This window comes from Mucilaginibacter sp. McL0603, assembly GCF_049992945.1.
GTDB lineage: Bacteria > Bacteroidota > Bacteroidia > Sphingobacteriales > Sphingobacteriaceae > Mucilaginibacter.
This window is the reverse complement of sequence record NZ_CP188251.1, coordinates 1633846-1651910: the sequence shown is the minus strand read 5'-3', so window position 1 is coordinate 1651910 and position 18065 is coordinate 1633846. Positions and strand designations below refer to the sequence as shown.

General features: G+C 38.3%; 17 protein-coding genes. 8 read left to right on the top strand and 9 right to left on the bottom strand.

Annotation, left to right across the window (positions count from 1 at the left end; translation table 11 throughout):
* Positions 1 to 29 precede the first annotated feature (29 nt).
* Positions 30 to 323, bottom strand: coding sequence for a putative quinol monooxygenase (locus ACPPVU_RS07640; protein ID WP_426671094.1), 294 nt, complete (start codon positions 321 to 323; stop codon positions 30 to 32).
* 187 nt (positions 324 to 510) lie between these two features.
* Between ACPPVU_RS07640 and ACPPVU_RS07635 the strand changes: the two genes are divergently transcribed.
* Positions 511 to 1032 carry a hypothetical protein gene (locus ACPPVU_RS07635; RefSeq protein ID WP_426671093.1) on the top strand — a complete coding sequence of 174 codons (522 nt, stop codon included), beginning with the start codon at positions 511 to 513 and terminating at the stop codon, positions 1030 to 1032.
* Between the two features lie 264 nt (positions 1033 to 1296).
* Here ACPPVU_RS07635 and ACPPVU_RS07630 read toward each other — a convergent pair whose 3' ends face one another.
* Positions 1297 to 2391, bottom strand: a complete 1095-nt coding sequence (locus ACPPVU_RS07630) for a DUF3810 domain-containing protein (protein WP_426671092.1) — start codon at positions 2389 to 2391, stop codon at positions 1297 to 1299.
* A 90-nt stretch (positions 2392 to 2481) separates the two neighbouring features.
* Positions 2482 to 3018: a DUF2911 domain-containing protein gene (locus tag ACPPVU_RS07625; protein WP_426671091.1), complete on the bottom strand. Its 537-nt coding sequence runs from the start codon at positions 3016 to 3018 to the stop codon at positions 2482 to 2484.
* A gap of 340 nt (positions 3019 to 3358) precedes the next feature.
* On the opposite strand from ACPPVU_RS07625, the gene ACPPVU_RS07620 reads away from it, so the two are divergent.
* From ACPPVU_RS07620 to ACPPVU_RS07610, 3 genes are all read left to right on the top strand, one after another.
* Positions 3359 to 3631 (top strand): hypothetical protein, encoded by a 273-nt coding sequence (locus ACPPVU_RS07620; RefSeq protein ID WP_426671090.1) that lies wholly within the window; start codon positions 3359 to 3361, stop codon positions 3629 to 3631.
* 277 nt (positions 3632 to 3908) lie between these two features.
* Positions 3909 to 4325 (top strand): response regulator, encoded by a 417-nt coding sequence (locus tag ACPPVU_RS07615; RefSeq protein ID WP_426671089.1) that lies wholly within the window; start codon positions 3909 to 3911, stop codon positions 4323 to 4325.
* 149 nt (positions 4326 to 4474) lie between these two features.
* Positions 4475 to 6124 (top strand): ArnT family glycosyltransferase, encoded by a 1650-nt coding sequence (locus tag ACPPVU_RS07610; RefSeq protein WP_426671088.1) that lies wholly within the window; start codon positions 4475 to 4477, stop codon positions 6122 to 6124.
* Between the two features lie 3 nt (positions 6125 to 6127).
* Here ACPPVU_RS07610 and ACPPVU_RS07605 read toward each other — a convergent pair whose 3' ends face one another.
* The gene (locus ACPPVU_RS07605) at positions 6128 to 6802 is read right to left on the bottom strand and encodes a cytochrome b/b6 domain-containing protein (protein ID WP_426671087.1); all 675 of its coding nucleotides are present in this window, start codon (positions 6800 to 6802) and stop codon (positions 6128 to 6130) included.
* Between the two features lie 169 nt (positions 6803 to 6971).
* On the opposite strand from ACPPVU_RS07605, the gene ACPPVU_RS07600 reads away from it, so the two are divergent.
* Complete coding sequence (locus ACPPVU_RS07600) at positions 6972 to 7736, top strand: hypothetical protein (protein WP_426671086.1); 765 nt, start codon at positions 6972 to 6974, stop codon at positions 7734 to 7736.
* A gap of 6 nt (positions 7737 to 7742) precedes the next feature.
* Here the strand turns inward: ACPPVU_RS07600 and ACPPVU_RS07595 are convergent, their stop codons facing one another.
* The 5 genes from ACPPVU_RS07595 to ACPPVU_RS07575 all read right to left on the bottom strand — a co-directional run bounded on the left by ACPPVU_RS07595 (position 7743) and on the right by ACPPVU_RS07575 (position 14511).
* Positions 7743 to 10547: a TonB-dependent receptor plug domain-containing protein gene (locus ACPPVU_RS07595; RefSeq protein WP_426671085.1), complete on the bottom strand. Its 2805-nt coding sequence runs from the start codon at positions 10545 to 10547 to the stop codon at positions 7743 to 7745.
* A 257-nt stretch (positions 10548 to 10804) separates the two neighbouring features.
* Entirely contained in the window at positions 10805 to 10993 is a 189-nt protein-coding gene (locus ACPPVU_RS07590) for a hypothetical protein (protein WP_426671084.1), read from the bottom strand.
* A 111-nt stretch (positions 10994 to 11104) separates the two neighbouring features.
* Complete coding sequence (locus ACPPVU_RS07585; RefSeq protein WP_426671083.1) at positions 11105 to 11347, bottom strand: hypothetical protein; 243 nt, start codon at positions 11345 to 11347, stop codon at positions 11105 to 11107.
* A gap of 101 nt (positions 11348 to 11448) precedes the next feature.
* Positions 11449 to 13929 (bottom strand): TonB-dependent receptor domain-containing protein, encoded by a 2481-nt coding sequence (locus ACPPVU_RS07580; RefSeq protein ID WP_426671082.1) that lies wholly within the window; start codon positions 13927 to 13929, stop codon positions 11449 to 11451.
* Positions 13930 to 14097: 168 nt separating this feature from the next.
* Positions 14098 to 14511, bottom strand: a complete 414-nt coding sequence (locus tag ACPPVU_RS07575) for an EamA family transporter (protein ID WP_426671081.1) — start codon at positions 14509 to 14511, stop codon at positions 14098 to 14100.
* Positions 14512 to 14657: 146 nt separating this feature from the next.
* Between ACPPVU_RS07575 and ACPPVU_RS07570 the strand changes: the two genes are divergently transcribed.
* From ACPPVU_RS07570 to ACPPVU_RS07560, 3 genes are all read left to right on the top strand, one after another.
* Positions 14658 to 15335 (top strand): response regulator transcription factor, encoded by a 678-nt coding sequence (locus ACPPVU_RS07570; RefSeq protein ID WP_426671080.1) that lies wholly within the window; start codon positions 14658 to 14660, stop codon positions 15333 to 15335.
* Complete coding sequence (locus tag ACPPVU_RS07565; protein WP_426671079.1) at positions 15332 to 16630, top strand: sensor histidine kinase; 1299 nt, start codon at positions 15332 to 15334, stop codon at positions 16628 to 16630. The genes ACPPVU_RS07570 and ACPPVU_RS07565 overlap by 4 nt, the downstream gene beginning before the upstream one ends.
* Positions 16631 to 16832: 202 nt before the next feature.
* Positions 16833 to 18065 carry a TolC family protein gene (locus tag ACPPVU_RS07560; RefSeq protein WP_426671078.1) on the top strand — a complete coding sequence of 411 codons (1233 nt, stop codon included), beginning with the start codon at positions 16833 to 16835 and terminating at the stop codon, positions 18063 to 18065.

Sequence of the window (18065 nt, the reverse complement as noted above, 5' to 3'; positions counted from 1 at the left end):
ATGTTCCTTATAAATCAGTTATAAAAATTCTACTTAGCTGCCAGGATGTTCAGCTTTTCAATAACCGGTGGCTTGGCAAGCAGCGTGTCTGCGTTGGCCATTAATGCGGCTGCAATTGGTCCGCTCAGGTGTGCTTCGCGACCTTCTTCAGCTTCAAATGTATCGAAAATGCCAAATACCGAGTCGTCAATTTGCCATGCATACCAGCTCACGGTACCTGTTTCTGCCTGTGCCAAAGGCAAGGCGTTCTTTAAAAAGTCCGATAACTCTTGTTCTTTGCCCGGCTTTGCCTGCAGCCAGGCCAACAATGCTACTTTTTCCATTTTCTTTGTCTTATTAGGTTATTGATGTTTGTATAACAAACTTACGCAGCAGTAGTTGTTGCAGTTGCCAAAAAGATTTGTCATTTTTTTATCCGTTGAAAATTCACTCATCAATCTCAAAAGATGTAAAACAATTTATATGCCTTGCTCATTATATCTAAATCTCTCATACTTTAAACCACAAGCCATGAAATACGCATTCATTTTGGGTTCAAACTCTTACATAGTTCCCGGTAATACTTTAATCTACAGCCATAACGGTGAGGCCATCGATTTTTTAAGTATCACTTCTATTTATCATGACAGACCGGCGGGACAGGGAATAACTGCCTTAGCGGTTGATCTGGATATTAAAGATATTGATGGAAACCCTCTGAAATTACAAGCAAATAATGGCGAAAATACTTCACTGTTTAAGATAACAGAAGATCGCGACAGGCTGCTGGTAACCAAACCCGATGGAACGACGGTTATTGACGTACACCAACTGGATGATGTATCAGCTATGAAACTTGAGCATAACATTATTGCCGAACTGGAGGTACATTCACCGGTAGCCGTTATTCGTATCAGGGGTAATTTTATGATCAATGACCTGCACATCGAGATCGATAACGAAAAAGTGTTTGTTAACGGAAATTCATACGCTAACTCAACACTTGCCGGCAAAACCAATTTGCAGTTTACCGATGAAGGCGTAGTGATATAGATCGGTTGATAGTTAATAGATTATGGTTCCTGCTGTGCACCCACATACTTCTTAAGAAAAGCCGCTCCTTTAGGAGCTAAATGTTGGTAGAAGAATAATTAAAACGGTTTTTTGCACCGTAGGCGCAATACCTGGATCATGCATTTCGAATAGCATTGCGAAAAATGTATTGCACCTACGGCGCAAATTTTTTATCGTATATTTTTTTCTACCGACATTTTACCCCGATGAGGTAAATCATAAAAAAACATCACATACAGCCGTTCAATGAACCAATCCATTTTTCTTGTACCAACCCATTACTAACCTTACCATTTGATTGTAGGTATTCAGTCCTTGTGGCTGATTATTGACTTTCAGGAAATCGTCATAAAACAGGCTGCTTAATACACCAAGTTTACCTTCGTAAGCTAACCAGTATTCTCTTTCCGTTTTAAAATCATTCAGAACAGCTGGCGAGATATTTTTTTTCAGTTCCTTGCGGGCTAAGCTGTCCTGATGTCGTAATGCAAACATAAATTCCTGTACGCCCACATAATAGGTTGAATAACGCAGTAGCCGGTCTTTAGAATTTACACCTGCCATAAATCCGGCAAAATTAGCTTCGTCTTCTGGCCCAAAACCCATCTGGTGCGATAGCTCGTGGCAGGCAACAAAGGGTTTTAAAAATACAGGCATCTGGTAATTGATCTGTGACTCGGTAGTAAACGGATTATAATACCCTGACGTGCCCATGTAATTTAATAAACCCGACAGGATAGACGGTTTAATAGTTGGCTTAAAAGTGTAAAAACCTTTGTAATTTGCAGAAAGTGTGTCGACCGCTTTTACAGCAGTTTGGTAGATGGCTTTGTTATCCTGCTGTAGATCAGCCTGGGTTAACCTTGTCCGGCAGTTATTAGCACTATCAATTAATATAGAAGTGACGGATTTCAAATCTGCGGTGGTATAGCTACTATCAGGCAGATTCAATCTTATATCTGCTGATGGCCGATAGTAATTCATCCCCCACAACAAATAGAAACTTAGTATAAATACTTCCACTCCTATTGTCAGTCCGAGAAAGAACACACCTGCTGAACGCCATTGCTTTTTGATGACCAGACGGATAAGTTTTACAGCAGCATAAATAAGGTAACCTACAATAAAAATGTAGATCACATCCCCTGCGCTAAAAGGGAAGAGATTAAAAACCGGGTGAAAAATGCAGATAACTCCGCGATAAAAACCATTTGAATAGTATCGTTCCACAAAATCAGGGTGATCGGCAATAAGCATCAGTATAAAAACTACCAATGCCAGTACTATTACTGTTATTACTCTTGATCTGACGGGTTGCTTCTTTAACCGGTTTGCCATTAAAGCAAATATAATGGATAGTATGAATACATAAGCAAAAAGCCCCATTTCCGGAGCTTGTGCATTATTTATTTAATGTTTTAGCTTTTATTATTTGCTAATTGTAACAGGTACCGCTAAGTTTTCCCAAAGCAGAACAAAGCCAGTGCTGTTAATTTCGATTTTAAACCTTTCGTTAGGTGCTTTTGATTTCATTGGCGTTGCTGTAGCTACCAATACGTCTTTCGAGGCATCATCAGTAGTTGATCCGTCCATTTTTATACCCCATTGCCCGGTTTGTGAATTAAAAATAATTTTCCATTCACTTTCGCCAGGAATAGTGTACAAGCTGTATTTACCTGCAGGTAATGTTTTACCTCCAATTTTAATAGCCTTGCTTGTTGTGAAAATGGTAGCCTCATTAGCACCTGTTCTCCAAACTTTGTTGTAAGGCACCAGTCCCCCCCAGATTTTTCTTCCCTTTACAGAAGGGCTGTGGTAAGATATTTTGACCATTGAGCCTGCCACAGTACCGCTGGTGCTATCTGCCGGGCTTGCCTGTTGTTTGCCTTGCCCAAAGGCAACGGTTGACACTAAAAAGGCAATTACAACTAATGCTAACGCCTTTAATTTAAATAATCGTTTCATAGTAAGTTTTTATTGATTTGAGTAAAGATAAGTTGAAATTTTGAATGATGATATATGCGAAAGCCACTATTACATTATTTATTATATGATGAAATTCTGACGCTATTATGTTATTGTGATAAAACTAATTAATGATCCAAATGTTTCACTGCTAAGATCACATTGCAATTAGGAATTGACCGAAAGGTTAAACAATTGTTGTGAGTTGGCCCCTGCTGTAATGGCGGGGGTTTTTTTATACTCAATTTCACCTTGTTATCAACCCAAAAACAGTAGATTATATTTCTCCATAATTAATTATTAATCACAAAGTATATTTAATTAATTTTTACTACATTCATTGTTAAAATTAGTCCTTTTAACATTGGATAAAGAGCTGTTCATATTGCTTAGATCGCAGGCAATAGAAGTATTTATTTCTTTGCTTGCAGAACGTGAGTTTGCTGTTGAAAAAGGACTGCAAAAGTATATCGAACGAATAAACGTCTCCATTGCCGAAAATAAGAATATGCTATTATTGGTAAATGAACAATTAACCGAACTGCAGATGCCGGAACCAGATAAAAGGCTCGGTTTTTTTGACACAATAAACAGCTTCAAAACAGCTTGTTAATAGTTAATCGCAAATTTATTACAATACATTACAAGCTGGAAGCAGAATGCTGGCATGATGTTGGCAATTGTTATTATAGCGATGCTGCTATAAAAGAGATATACCCCTTATTAGCTTGTGCTGGGGTTCTTTTAAATGGTAAAATTGTCCGGGCAACAAAAGGCAATTGACAAATTGGGGTAAAATATTCCCGACAAGTCATAAAAATACCCGGATATAAACGTAAATTTGTTTTACGAACCTTGGGTTCATTTTGTTACATTCAATCTAAACTAATATGTCAAGACTGGTAATTATTGATGACGATCCGATCCATCACAAGATCGTACAATTTATGCTTACAAAAAACGAGTTGGCTAAAGAAACAACATATGCTTTTGACGGCAACCTTGTACTTGACTATTTGTCAGAAAACCGGATGAAGATAAGTGCGCTCCCGGATTTTATATTCCTGGACCTGTATATGCCCAACAATAGCGGATGGGATTTCTTAAACGGATTTCAGAAAATATATAAAACCCTGAAAAAAGAGATCCATATCTATGTGGTTTCATCTTCCATTTTCCAGATGGATATCAATCGTTCAAAAGGCTATCCTTTTGTTAAAAATTATATCACAAAACCCATGATGAAGGATGTTTTTGACGGCATCAGAGGGAGGAATTTAAAACTAACCCCTGCCCAGCTTAATTAACCAATTTCTTATTAATCAATGATATAAGATGCCTTGCAAATTAATGCGGGGCATTCTTTTTTTAAGTACGGCAAGTGAGACTGAACACTCAATTATTATCTTAATGATAAACAATGTACTTTTGATGCCGGTTTAATATCAGCCGTTAAATGAAAGATAACAACAAGCCCTTTTATATCCTTCTGTTTGTAATTGCGCTTATTGTTAATTTTGCCGGCATCAATGTAAATTTTTTTACAGACGATCCCGGCTTATATGCCTCCATCTCTAAAAATCTGCTTTACCGTCAGCAGTTTTTTGAACTATTCACCTACAACCAGGATTGGTTAGACAAACCCCATTTTCCGTTCTGGATGGGATTGTTAAGTTTTAAGATATTCGGCGTATCAGTTTGGGCATATCGTCTGCCTGCTTTGCTCTTCTTTTTACTAACCTTGCTTTACACCTATCTTTTCAGCAAAAAATATTATGGCGAACAGGTGGCATGGATGGCCGTTTTGATATTAACCACCGCCCAGCACCTGATAATGCTGAATACCGATGTGCGGGCCGAGCCTTACCTGATGGCTTTGGTAATAGGCAGTGTATACCATATTAGTCGCCTTGATGAGCGTTTTACCTTTACTGATTTCTTGTTAGCAGCCATTTTAACAAGCTGCGCCATCATGACCAAAGGGATATTTGTGGTGATAACTATCTATGGTGCATTATTCGGGCAGCTTATTTTTCAGAAAAGATTCAAAGAAGTATTCCGGTTTAAATGGATATCACTGGTTCTGCTCACCATCATTTTTACGCTACCCGAATTTTATGCTCTATATGTCCAGTTTGACCTGCATCCCGAAAAAACAGTTTTCGGCAAACACAATGTATCCGGCATAAAATGGTTTTTGTGGGATAGCCAGTTTGGCCGCTTTGTAAACAGTGGTCCTATCAGCCAAAAAAGGTCAGGCGATCCATTCTTTTATGTACACACCCTGTTATGGGCCTTTGCCCCCTGGTGCCTGTTGTTTTACTATGCTGTTTTCAAAAATATAAAGGAGATTTGGCAAAAGCACAAGTTGGCAGAATACTACACCCTGAGCGGAGGTTTATTATTGTTGCTGCTTTTTTCATTATCACGTTTCCAGCTGCCATTTTACACCAATACTATTTTCCCGTTTTTCGCGGTTATAACGGCGCCGTTCTGCTGCAATCAATTAAGCCGCTTCGGCACAACGTTCAGAATGGTGAGCTTTTGGTTATATGGCGTGGTCTTAGTATTAGCCATACTAGTGATCAACTATTTTGCAAGCCCCGGTCATCTGATTTTATTTGTGATGGAATGTATAGCATTTGCCCTCGTTGCCGCCATCATCCTGTTTAAAGTTGACAAGAACTATCTGAAGGGATTTTTCCTCACTTGCTTAGCGGCTCTTTTTGCCAACTTTTACCTCAACACCATTTTTTATAATGTTGTAGCAAGCTATAACGGGCAGATCAAAGCGGCTGAATATCTTAACCGTGATACTGCCAACCATCATCTCTATTCGCTTAAATTCGAGAACAATATTTTCCAGTTTTATTCTAAAAGGCAAATAGATCTTATTTCAGTAGATACTTTTAAAACATTTAACGCGCCTCCGCATTCGATCTTTTTTGCATCCCGGGTGACCAAAGATTTTTTATTACAAAATCATATAGAATTTAAGGTTATGAAAGCATTTCCAAACTATCCGCAGGAGATCATTTACCTTGCTTTTATCAACAAATCAACCCGGCATAAAACATTGGACAGCGTTTACCTGATCACCAAATAACATTTAGCTATCCGCCTTACCCCCATTTATCATATCCGATACAATACCGGGGCTATCTTTTCTTTCGGCTAAAAATACCCCCGCTAAATGCACAACTATAAAAGCAATAATAAGATACATGCAAAACCCATGTATCTCCTTTATAGCATGGATCTTTTTTAAGGCAGCAACATTATCCTCAAATGCCAGGCATAAACCGGTAACAACCATTATCATCAGCAATAAATAAAACACTGCGTATAATGTTTTTACTACAAACTCCTGCCTGGCTAATTCCCTGTGTTGTTTAATAACCAAATAATTACTGTATGCACTTTTAATTTTCGGGATAAGTTTTTGATCCGCAGGTTGCAATATTTCTACAATAAGCCTGAACAGCAACAAAGCAGCGAGTATATAACCAAAATAAGTATGCAACTCCCAAACTTTATCACTTATTTCATGAGCCGCTGACCTTGCCTGATCTGAGTTTACTGCTATTTTATTATTTAATAATTCTGTTTTAATTATTGCCGCATTTTTTCGGTTATTAGTAATGGTACTATTAGCCAATACAGTAAGCAATGAACCTGTTATAACAATAGCACTTAGCCAGTGCCAAAGCCTTAATGGCGATGAATATTTCTTTTTTTGGTTTAGATGCTCAATATCTTTAATTGAAGGTTCGATAACTGTCATAATTTTTTACCTGATTTTAATTGGCAATGAAAAGTAAAAAGAAAATCTATAGTAAAACTGAATTAATCGCCCAAATTCAGAAACTCTACAAATTTGGGTAATAGTTTTATTACAGAAATTACTAAGCCACTTCTGATTAATTATTTAGGTTTGGTTTTACAAAAGAACTATGCGCAAATTTATTCTGTTCACTTTCGCACTCATAGCAATTACAATTCAAGTTAAAGCACAAGACAATTACGAAATACAAGTTTATGGTTCCGAAACCGTAGAACAAGGGCACACGATGGTTGAATTGCATAGTAACTATACCCTTGACGGCAGCAAAACAGTTATTGATGGTGAACTGCCCACAAACCATGTATTTCATGAAACCATTGAAATTACGCACGGCTGGACACCCTGGTTCGAAACCGGATTTTATTTTTTTAATTCCATAGGCAGCGATGGGCGTACGGCTTATGTCGGTTCACATATTCGCCCCCGCGTTGCTGCTCCTGAAAGTTGGAAGTGGCCGGTGGGTGTGAGTATATCTACCGAATTTGGCTTCCAAAAAAGTGCATTTTCAGCAAACACCGCTACACTTGAGATCAGGCCGATAATTGATAAAAAAATGGGGAAATGGTATTTATCTTTTAACCCCACACTAGACCAAAGTTTTGCCGGGCCGGATGCTAACAGGGGGCTGATCTTCTCCCCTAATTTTAAGCAAAGTTATGACATCACCAAAGTTGTAGCATTAGGGTTTGAATATTACGGCAGCACAGGTCCGTTTTTTAATTACGATCCAATACAACAGCAGCAGCACCAAATATTTATAGCTACCGATCTTAATTTTGATCCAAATTGGGAATTTAATGCAGGCTTCGGCCTTGGGTTAACCAACAGTACCGATCGTTCTATAATCAAAATGATTATCGGCAGGCGGTTTTAAATCATATTATTCCACCTTATACCTGTACACCTGCCTGCCTATATTGCCGGCATTATCAATCCCTTCTATCACTACACGATAAGTACCGGCTCCATCAGCATTGTAAAACTCAAATGATGCCCCACCGTCTTTATTGGTTTGCAGTTCGGGTGCCCAAAATATAGTACTGCGCAAATCCTTGCGACCATCATTTGTTGTAGTTTCATATTTTGGCGAATAAAACTCACGGGCTTTGTAAAGGCCTTTGGGCCTGAATGAAAGCGTGCCTAAAGCAGTTTTAATTTCCGGATCTAATTGAATATTTTGGCGGGTAGTGATCACCAAAACACCCGAACCACCATTAACACCATACATACTGGCATTGGCACCTTTTAATACTTCCACAGTTTCTACACTTGCAGGGTTAATATTGTCAATGCCAGTGCCGTTCATATCCATAGGATTACCATCAAGAAGTACATACATAGCATCAGTAACCATGCCTGATCCTGTTACTACCGTACTGTTGTTTAAATAAGGCACCCCGTTAGAAAAGCTTACACCATGCAGCAGTCCGTTTAAACCTGTTGAAAGTGAAGTGGCATTTTTTATGACATCTCCTTTTATTATCTGGTCGGCATGCCCTGAACCACCTAAATTTGATGACCGGTAATTAGTTTTAGAGCCATCATAAGAAACAATTTGCTGCTTAACCACATTCTTTGAATTATACTTGTACGATGCTTCTTGCATAATTCCGGCTGTAGCGCCAGTTTTGGAAGTAATAGCTAAAACACCCGCGTTACCATATACGCCATAATTATCGGCATTACTGCCTTTCAATACTTCCACTTTTGCAATATCGCCTGTATTTATATTATCCAGGTTAACATAACTGCCCATTATTTTCCCATTGACAACTATAAGCATTGGGTCTTTCGCCCCACCCTTTAAATAGGGAATCCCCTGTACAAAATTCACATCCCGTAAGCGTCCGTTTAGCGCGGTGACCAACGAAGCGGTGCCCTTTAAGTCATCGCCTAATATCACCTGGTCGGCCTTCACACCATTTACCGGGCGATTAGCAACACCATAACCAATATTGTGCATAGCCTGGTTGTTACTCAGGTATGTAACCATAGTGGCATTAACATCATTTTTTAATCCTTGCAGCTTTTTATCTTCAACAGCCGGACCGGGCTTATCGGCATCTACAGTAAACATGGTGGTATTCCTGGTTTTTGTTGATCCGGTAGCTTGTAACGTAAATAATGAGCTATCTGCAAGCGGGGGTAAATTGGCAAATTTAAATCTGCCGTCGCTACCGGTTCTTTCACCTAACATACTTCCCTTATTTGGAGTCAACAGCATTACATCAATATTAGCAGCCGGTGAGCCTGTTGAAGTTTTAGCCGTACCCGTTATTTCCAATGATTTTTCAGGCGGGTAGGAAAATTGAATTTCATTATTACTGAGCAACTGCTTCCAGGTAAAACGCCTGTAGCCCTGAGTCAGCAGCAATGCATCAAGGTCGGCATTGGTTTGATTGGTATTATGTATAAAATAATAATTGGGCTGTTCAACATACCCCCGTAATTCCGAAGTGAGCAACAAATAGGTTAAAATCGTGGTTTCATTATTCTCATCAAACGGCATTTTACTTTCGTCAATAACCGAGGCTGAGAAATGTCCCTCAACATCATTTCCCTTGTCTTTCGCATTTACTTTAACCGCAACCCGTTCGCGTTTGCTGTAGCTTGTTTTTTTAGTACTTACAGTAAGGTTCACCAGGTCGGGGTTTTGTACAAACACCAGGCGTTCACTCAGGGGCTCGCCTGCTTGCGAAAATAACGTTACCTGCACTATTCCCGAAGGGAACTTGCTGTTGGGTATATCCATGCTAAGCCTGCGGTTATCAAGCTTGGTATTTACTGTATTAACAAGCCCGCTGCCATAGATCACGAGGCTGATATTCTTATTAAGATTTTCCTGGAAGTATGCCTTATTGCTGCGAATTTCAATAGACAACTTATCTAATGTATCCTTCACCGCCAATGTTATACCCTTGCCCGCCGGGGCTGGCAGATCAAATGTGCTTTGTGCACCATCGGCAAAAGTAACTTTGGCCTTATAGGTTTTCCCTTCTTCAGGTGCAATATAAAATGTTCCCATTCCCAAATGTGAGGATGCAAAAACAGCCACCTGGCTATTGGTATTATCCACGACTGTGCCTTTCACATTTACCCCCATACCATTTGTACCGATGGCTTTAAAAGCCACCTTTGATACCATTGCATTGATCAATTCGCCACCTTCAGGAAAGAATTGCAGATCGGCTTTAGAAGTCTGAACCTGGTTTGTATTATTTGCAGCAAGGCTGCTATTCATTACTGAGCCGACAGGTATGATTTGATCGAAAAAATAATCCGGATCATTTTGCATATACCTGGTATAAGCCCTTACGCGGTAATTGCCTTTTGGAAAAGCAAACGGCAATGCAAAATCGCCCCAGCCTATACCATTTATTAATTGCAGCTTTATAGAATTGATGATCGTATTGTTAGGGTCTATTAAATCAACATGCAATACCCAGCTTGCCTTTGACAGATCAAAATGTTCGCCAAGTACTACATAAGCTTTAAAATAAATGGTATCCCCTGCAGCGTAATAAGGTTTATCAAAATGCAGATATGCCTTTTCAATAATATGATCTCCCGATAGTGTTTTCAATCCGGCAACGGCGTTCCTGGTGACAGAATTATCTTCCTGGCTGTAGGCCGTAGAAACAAAACAGGAAACAAAAAATAAAATAGCGTAAATTATTTTCCTCATGGCGATTAGGTTTGATTATTGGTTTTATCTGTACCTAGCATCAAAAGGGTTGATTCCGGGTACAGACTGGATTATAATTGGTTAAATAAATCTATAACTAAATTTTTAATTTTAAAAATGAATTAAAAAATTCAGTTATAGACAGATAGCTATATATCAATAAATTGTAGTATAATTTCAGATTGAAATTCCGGCCTAAACAGCCAGAATGAAAATTATAATTCAGGTTCGAATTATAAATATACGGGACTTATTTGTTAATCTTTTATTTCTTCCCAAAAAACAGTCTCTATAAATATCCCATTCTGAATAGCCACTTTTGCCTGTACCTTTTCGAGTTCTTCTTTAACTTTTTTTGGTTCCAGGTCGTCACTTATGGAATAATAATAAATTGCATTACCTGTATTGTTATTGATAAACTTGTAATGTTTACTGGATTTTTTCATTTACCGAGCCAAAAATCTGGCGGCCCTCCTGCTGCTAATTATATAACCAAAATGACGGAGAAAAGTTTACAATATGCGTATTAATAAATAAGTTATAAACCTGTGCGAAATTTAATTTGCAGCCAAAAATAATGAAGCGGTATCGGCAAGTTCGGTATCGGTAATCATATCCGGGTCTTCAAATTGCTGCATGATCAATGTTTGCGGGAACCTGATATTCCCGCCAGTGGTTTTCACGATCACACTACTATCGTATACAGTATGGTTCTTATAATCGCCGATAGCAGGATTATGCTTTTCTAACCGGATCAACAACTCTACAATAGCATAAGTGGGCAAATTACTTTGAGGCATAGTGTCAAAAATACGTTAAGTATATAACAATTAAACATTAATTTTATGTTAAAGTTTAATTTTAAATTTATACGTAATTAACACTATGCTTGTTTGTAAGTTTATTTGCCGCTGCTATTTTCTGGCGCAGGAGCGTCATTATTGTTATCGTCTTTATCCTTTTCCTTCTTGAATTCCAGCTTACCAAACTTATAGCTTAGCGTGATCCCAAATGAACGGAATGGCACTTGCCTCAGGCTGGTTTGGGTAAAGTTAGCACCACTGGTAGTAGTTGTCTGATTGATATATTTAGTGAAAGGATCTGTAGCGGTTAAGCCGATACTTGCCTTTTTATTCCATAATTGCTTACGCACTGCAAGGTTATAAAAAGCAAATGCCGGCCGGGTCCCCTGTATGGTTCTTTGTGATGAGTTATAGTTGCCAAATACCTCACCGATCAGGTTGTTACCAAAATCATAGGTCGCATTTAGATTGATGCGGGAGACATATCCGCTTACTGTTGAAAAACCCGGATTAGTAGTTATCCTATCACCAAACATGATATTGGTGCGCAAATTCAACGCTTTTGTCACTGGTAACGAAGCAAATAAACTAACACCATCAGTAGTTTCAGTGCCTATATTATAGCGCTGGGTTAGATACACATCAGAATAAGTGGTTCCATTAATGTCTTTAGCATCATAATGTGTGGTAAGTGTCTGAATATCATTGGTATTGTATCGATAAAAAGCCCCTATATAAATATTAGCGCCCTGATTGAATGATTTGTTATAACCAAACTCATAATTATGCCCTATCTCAGGCTTTAAGTTTGGATTACCGACACTTATATTATGCGGGTCGCTTATATTATAAAACGGGTTAAGGTCGCCATAATCTGGCCGTTGTATACGGTAGCTATAACTTAATTTAAAAGATTGAGACTCATCTATTTTATGAGACAGCACTGCAGAAGGCGCAAGTGTATTATATCCCGGGATATTTGCCCCCGGAAAATTATCAGAAGTTGAAGTATACTCATCCCTCAGTCCTGCTTTACCATTAATGAAATTATTGAATAAGGAAAATGTTGTTGACAGGTAATAAGAATAAACTTTACGGTTATAATTAAACCCATAGGTTTGATTGGCATTAGGCACAAAAGCGCCGTTTAATAATGTATCTGTAACAACTGAGTTATTAATATTTTCAAGCACTGCTTTGGCTCCTGTTTCAATAGTAAAAGTTTTGGTGACAGGCTGTGTATAATCAATGGAGATGTCTGTTTCATGATCCGTACCAGGGTTATCGCTCTGTGTACCTGAAGTAGGATATCCGCCATTCAAGTAATTCTGCTTCTGGAAAGAATAAGATTTATTATTTCCATAGCTTGAGTTAAACAACACATCAAGTTCCTGCCCTTCTTTAGCAAAGGTCTTTTTATAGTTAAGGCTATAATCGAGGTATCTGCCGCTGAAACGGCTTTCTGAGTTGCGTAAACTGAATATATCTGATATGGTATTGTTATTAGGTATATCAAACTCTGTACTTTCCTGGTTTGTTAATCCATGGTTATGATTGGCAAAATAGTTATAACCAAACGAGGCTGTCAGTGCATCTTTTTTAGTTATATCCCAGTTAAAACTTATGCCAGATTGAAAGCCCCCACGGGTAAACGAGTTAGTCCCTTTTTGAAGTAGTTTAGTTGTAGTATCACGTGTTTGACTATACGATAAGCTATTATTGGTATTAAGCGTAGTGCTGTTGATCTGTTCGCCTCCACCAAAAAATGCATTAACACCGAAATTACCTTCGCGTACGTTTAAGTTTAAATTAGCATTTTCTCGACGCGTACCGGCCGAAAGATTAACGTTGCCATTTACCCCTTCTATCTTACTATCTTTTAGAACGATATTGATAATACCGCCTGTTCCGTTGGCGTCGTACTTGGCTCCCGGACTGGTGATCACCTCGATATTCTTGATCTGGCTTGCGGGTATAGATTGTAATGCATCAGCTAAACTTGCTCCGAATATGCTTGATGGTTTCCCATTAATAAGGAAGCGAATATTAGAGTTACCCTGCAACTGCACATTGCCGTCAATATCAACCGTAACCTGCGGAACTTTTTGTAATACGTCAGCCGCTGACCCCCCTTGTGAAGTAAGATCATTGGTCACGTTATAAACCATTTTATCTATCTTATTTTCAACAACCGGCGCCTTGCTAACTATCTCCACCGATTTTAACTGGTTTTGAATAGGTGCAATAGAAATTGTACCCAGTTCAATATTTGGCGTAGCTGCGCCTATAGTTAAATGATCGACGATCTTTTTCTGGTATCCTATAAAATCAATTGAAATGCTGTATTCACCCGGATTTAAATTAGTAATCACAAAAACGCCTTTGGGATCTGTTACCACACCGTTAATAGGGCTGGCGCCACCATCCTTAAAAATGCTTACGGTAGCATAATCAACAGGCTGCTTGGTACTGGCATCAATCACTTTACCGGTTAAACGTCCCTTAGGATTATTATAAGGTTGCGCGTTTAAAACGAGTGCAGAACAAAGAAAAAATAAAAGGGTAAAAAAATTTCGCATACTTAGGTTACTGATCTTTAGAATCGGGCGAAGTTGCTCAGAAAATTTGGATTAAAATTGAAGCAGAATACTTTGTAGTGTAATTTTTACACAACCAGGTGAGAGAATGACAAATTAAATGTTATTCCCAATTTAATAATTTCAATTTATTTACGGATCGTCGTCATCCTAAAATATCAGCACTAATGTACCTGAAATGATCAGCAAAGCACCTAAAGAGGTTTTCAGCGTAAGCGGTTCCTTCAAAAATATAACAGATAAAATAATGGCCAGGGCAACACTCAGCTTATCAACCGGAGCCACCTGCGATACCTTTCCTAACTGTAAAGCCTTAAAGTAAAAAATCCATGACAAACCCGTGGCGCATCCCGAAAGTACCAGGAAAAGCCAGTTTGTTTTATTCAGTGCGCCCATATTTTCCGCGCTTCCTTTGTACAAAGCTATTCCCCAGGCAATGATCAAAATAATAACGGTACGGATAGCAGTAGCCAGATCGCTGTCAACTCCTTTGATACCGATTTTTGCAAATATTGCCGTCAATGCAGCAAATGTTGCCGAAAGTAAAGCGTATATCCACCACATGCTTTTTAATTATTGAATTGTTGATTGACAGAATTATTGATTTAATGGTAAAGATAAAAAACACATTCTGTTTAAAATCTATAGCATTTTGAACAATCCAAAATGTATCCAAAATTGAAATTGTATTTTTATATAAAAATACCCGGATGAAGATATTGATCATTGAAGACGAAAAGGGTTTGCGGGAAAGTATTGAGGAATATTTTATGGAGGCCGGCAATATCTGTGAAACCGCTTCAAACTACCCGGAGGCGATGGCAAAAGTAAGCCTTTATAGTTATGATTGCATATTATTGGATATTACCCTTCCCGGTGGCAACGGCATTGAGATATTAAAATCCCTGAAACAAAATAACAATACAGATGGTGTGCTGATCATCTCTGCAAAAAACTCATTGGATGACCGCCTGGAGGGCCTTGACCTTGGTGCCGATGATTATCTGGTAAAACCTTTTCATTTATCAGAGCTTAAGGCAAGAGTATCGGCTATTATCCGTCGTAAAACTTTTAATGGCAGCAACCTGCTTATCTTTAACGAACTCACCATAGACCTGTTAGCTAAAACAGTAAAGGCGCACAACCAGGGGATTAAACTTACCCGCAAGGAATATGCTTTGCTGCTTTATTTCATCGCCAACAAAGGTAAAGTGGTTTCAAAAAATGCAATAGCCGAGCATCTTTGGGGCGATGGTATTGATATGGCTAATAACTTTGATTTCATTTACTCTCACATAAAAAACCTCAGAAAAAAACTGATTGAAGCCGGAAGCAATGACTATATTCAGGCTGCTTATGGCATGGGTTATAAGTTTACTGATCAATGAAGCTTCTTGCCCGATACAACCGCGTAAACCTGTTAACCACCATCATTGTGATGCTGATAACAGGTATCATTTACTACCTGGCCATCAATTGGATATTAACTAACAAAATTGACAAGGACCTCGCAGTTGAGGAGAACGAGGTATTTGAATATGTTAACCTAAACCACAAATTACCACAGGTTTTTGAATCAAAAGATCTCCAGATAGACTTTACTGAAGCAACTCCCGGATCAGTAAAGCGCGGCTTTATTAATACAGTATACCGACGTGTAAGGGAAAAGGATGACGAACAGGAAGAAAAAAGAAGGCACAGGCATGGCCATGGAGAAGAGTTTGAATCAGGCAGAGGATTGATCAGCTCAGTTGCAGTGGGTGACAAATTTTATAAAATACTGATCGTAGAATCCAAAGTAGAAACGGAAGATCTGATCAAGATCATTTTTGGTATTACAGCAGGTGTTATTTTACTGCTGCTAATCACCTTATTCATAACCAACAGACTGTTATTGAACCGTTTATGGCAGCCTTTTTATAACCTGTTAAAAGAACTGCGCCTTTTTAATGTAGCCGACAGTAAAGATATTCCACCGGTAACTACCAGTATTGATGAGTTTGACGAACTTAACCAGGCGATCATCAGCATGGCAACCCGGGTAAAAAGTGACTATAAGGATTTGAAAACATTTACCGAAAATGCCTCGCATGAGTTATTGACACCAATAGCGGTCATCAATTCAAAACTGGATTCCCTGATACAAACCGAAAGCTTCAGCCAGCAGCAAAGCAAATTGCTTAACGACCTTTATAGCGCTGTTTCAAGGCTTACCCGGTTAAATCAATCTCTTTTATTACTGGTAAAGATCGAGAATCATTTAGTAGGTGGTAATGAATCTATCGACCTGCGATTATCCCTGGAAGAACTGCTTTCTCAGTTTGAAGAGATATTCCAGGACAAGGAGCTAAAAGTAAACTTCGAACTGGCTGATAAAGAATTGCACGCAAGCCCTTACCTTATAGATATATTGCTGAATAATTTATTAAGTAACGCGATAAGACATAACTATAAAGGTGGCACCATCAACATTAAATTGACCAGCGAGCAACTGATCATTCAAAATACAGGAGAAGATATTGCATTGGAAGATGAACACATATTTACCCGTTTTCATAAATCATCTCACTCGGAGGGCAGCGGCCTGGGATTAACCATTTCGAGGCAAATATGCGAGAACTTAACGTTTACGTTAAATTATAGTTATGATAACCCCTATCATACTTTTATAGTAAAGTTGTAGGTTGAGTTGATTAGGTTGATTGAGTTAGAATGGGTTGATTAAGTTTATTAAATCAGGAAGAATAAATCATTAATTTAGCTACTCATTGAATTTGAACCTAATCAACTACTCACTCAATCTAACTTAATCAACTAAACCAATCCCAAATTTTTACAGAATTAAATTTTTACTTTAGCAAATACTAACAGCATCCCATTAATCAATGAAGTGGTTTTTCAGCATTATACTCTGCGCATTCTCTTATTCTGTTTCGCTGGCTCAAACCTATGCGTTGGATCATTATCTTGAAGCTGCCCAAAATAATAGCCCACTGTTAAAAGATCTAAAAAACCAGATATCTTCAGCCAGGCTGGATAGCATGCGATTAAGAGCAGGTTTAAAACCCCAGGTTACCGGTACAAGCGCAGGGGCGTTTTCCCCGGTTATAAACGGTTTTGGATATGCCGGTGCAATTACCAATGTGCAAACATTCAGTGCCCTGGCAGGAGTTAATCAGCAAATTATTGGAAGAAATTACCGTAGTAGCCAATTGGCTGCTATTGCTTTGCAACAGGATTCATTAGTCAATGCATCCCAGTTATCTGTACAAGATTTAAAAAAAGCGGTAATAGGTCAGTACATAACAGCATATGGCAGTTTACAGCAGTTAAAATTCAACGTGGCGGTAGTGGACCGCTTATTGCAAGAGGACACTATATTTATAAAACTTACACGTAGTAATGTGTATAAACAAGCCGATTACATGACTTTCCTGGTCACTTTAAAACAGCAGCAAATACAGCTTTCACAGTCGCGCATTCAATATAAAACCGACTTTGCCACACTAAATTACCTTTCAGGTATTACTGATACCAGTATGGTTGAATTAAGTGAACCTCAAATAACCAAAACGATATACCCCGATCTGCAAAACAGTATATTCTTTAAAAAATTCAAACTCGATAGCCTTAGACTTTCCAACAGTAATAGCCTGATCGATTATAATTATAAACCCAAAGCCAATATTTTTGCCGATGCAGGCTATAATACCGATTTTGTACAACCGGCTAAAAATTTTGGTGCAAGTTTTGGCTTTAGTGTAAGTATGCCAATATATGATGGCGGCCAACGTAAACTATTGCATAAAAAAATTCAGTTAGAAGAAGAAACCCGGCAATACTACAAATATTTTTATAGCAGGCAATACAAACAACAAATTGATCAGCTTAACCAGCAAATAGACGAAACTGAAAAACTTTTTAGTCAAATAAATGAACAGATCAAGTATAGTGAGGCTTTAATAAAAATTGATTCACACCTGTTACAAACCGGAGATCTGAAAATATCAGATTTTATATTGGCTATAAACAATTACCTAACTGTTAAGAATCTGCTAACCCAAACCCTGGTCAACAGACTTCAATTGATCAATCAGTTAAATTACTGGAACAAATAA

Coding starts and splice junctions, on each gene's coding strand:
- ACPPVU_RS07640 (WP_426671094.1), bottom strand. CDS start 323: ATGGAAAAAGTAGCATTGTTGGCCTGGCTGCAGGCAAAGCCGGGCAAA.
- ACPPVU_RS07635 (WP_426671093.1), top strand. CDS start 511: ATGAAATACGCATTCATTTTGGGTTCAAACTCTTACATAGTTCCCGGT.
- ACPPVU_RS07630 (WP_426671092.1), bottom strand. CDS start 2,391: ATGGCAAACCGGTTAAAGAAGCAACCCGTCAGATCAAGAGTAATAACA.
- ACPPVU_RS07625 (WP_426671091.1), bottom strand. CDS start 3,018: ATGAAACGATTATTTAAATTAAAGGCGTTAGCATTAGTTGTAATTGCC.
- ACPPVU_RS07615 (WP_426671089.1), top strand. CDS start 3,909: ATGTCAAGACTGGTAATTATTGATGACGATCCGATCCATCACAAGATC.
- ACPPVU_RS07610 (WP_426671088.1), top strand. CDS start 4,475: ATGAAAGATAACAACAAGCCCTTTTATATCCTTCTGTTTGTAATTGCG.
- ACPPVU_RS07605 (WP_426671087.1), bottom strand. CDS start 6,802: ATGACAGTTATCGAACCTTCAATTAAAGATATTGAGCATCTAAACCAA.
- ACPPVU_RS07600 (WP_426671086.1), top strand. CDS start 6,972: ATGCGCAAATTTATTCTGTTCACTTTCGCACTCATAGCAATTACAATT.
- ACPPVU_RS07595 (WP_426671085.1), bottom strand. CDS start 10,547: ATGAGGAAAATAATTTACGCTATTTTATTTTTTGTTTCCTGTTTTGTT.
- ACPPVU_RS07590 (WP_426671084.1), bottom strand. CDS start 10,993: ATGAAAAAATCCAGTAAACATTACAAGTTTATCAATAACAATACAGGT.
- ACPPVU_RS07585 (WP_426671083.1), bottom strand. CDS start 11,347: ATGCCTCAAAGTAATTTGCCCACTTATGCTATTGTAGAGTTGTTGATC.
- ACPPVU_RS07580 (WP_426671082.1), bottom strand. CDS start 13,929: ATGCGAAATTTTTTTACCCTTTTATTTTTTCTTTGTTCTGCACTCGTT.
- ACPPVU_RS07575 (WP_426671081.1), bottom strand. CDS start 14,511: ATGTGGTGGATATACGCTTTACTTTCGGCAACATTTGCTGCATTGACG.
- ACPPVU_RS07570 (WP_426671080.1), top strand. CDS start 14,658: ATGAAGATATTGATCATTGAAGACGAAAAGGGTTTGCGGGAAAGTATT.
- ACPPVU_RS07565 (WP_426671079.1), top strand. CDS start 15,332: ATGAAGCTTCTTGCCCGATACAACCGCGTAAACCTGTTAACCACCATC.
- ACPPVU_RS07560 (WP_426671078.1), top strand. CDS start 16,833: ATGAAGTGGTTTTTCAGCATTATACTCTGCGCATTCTCTTATTCTGTT.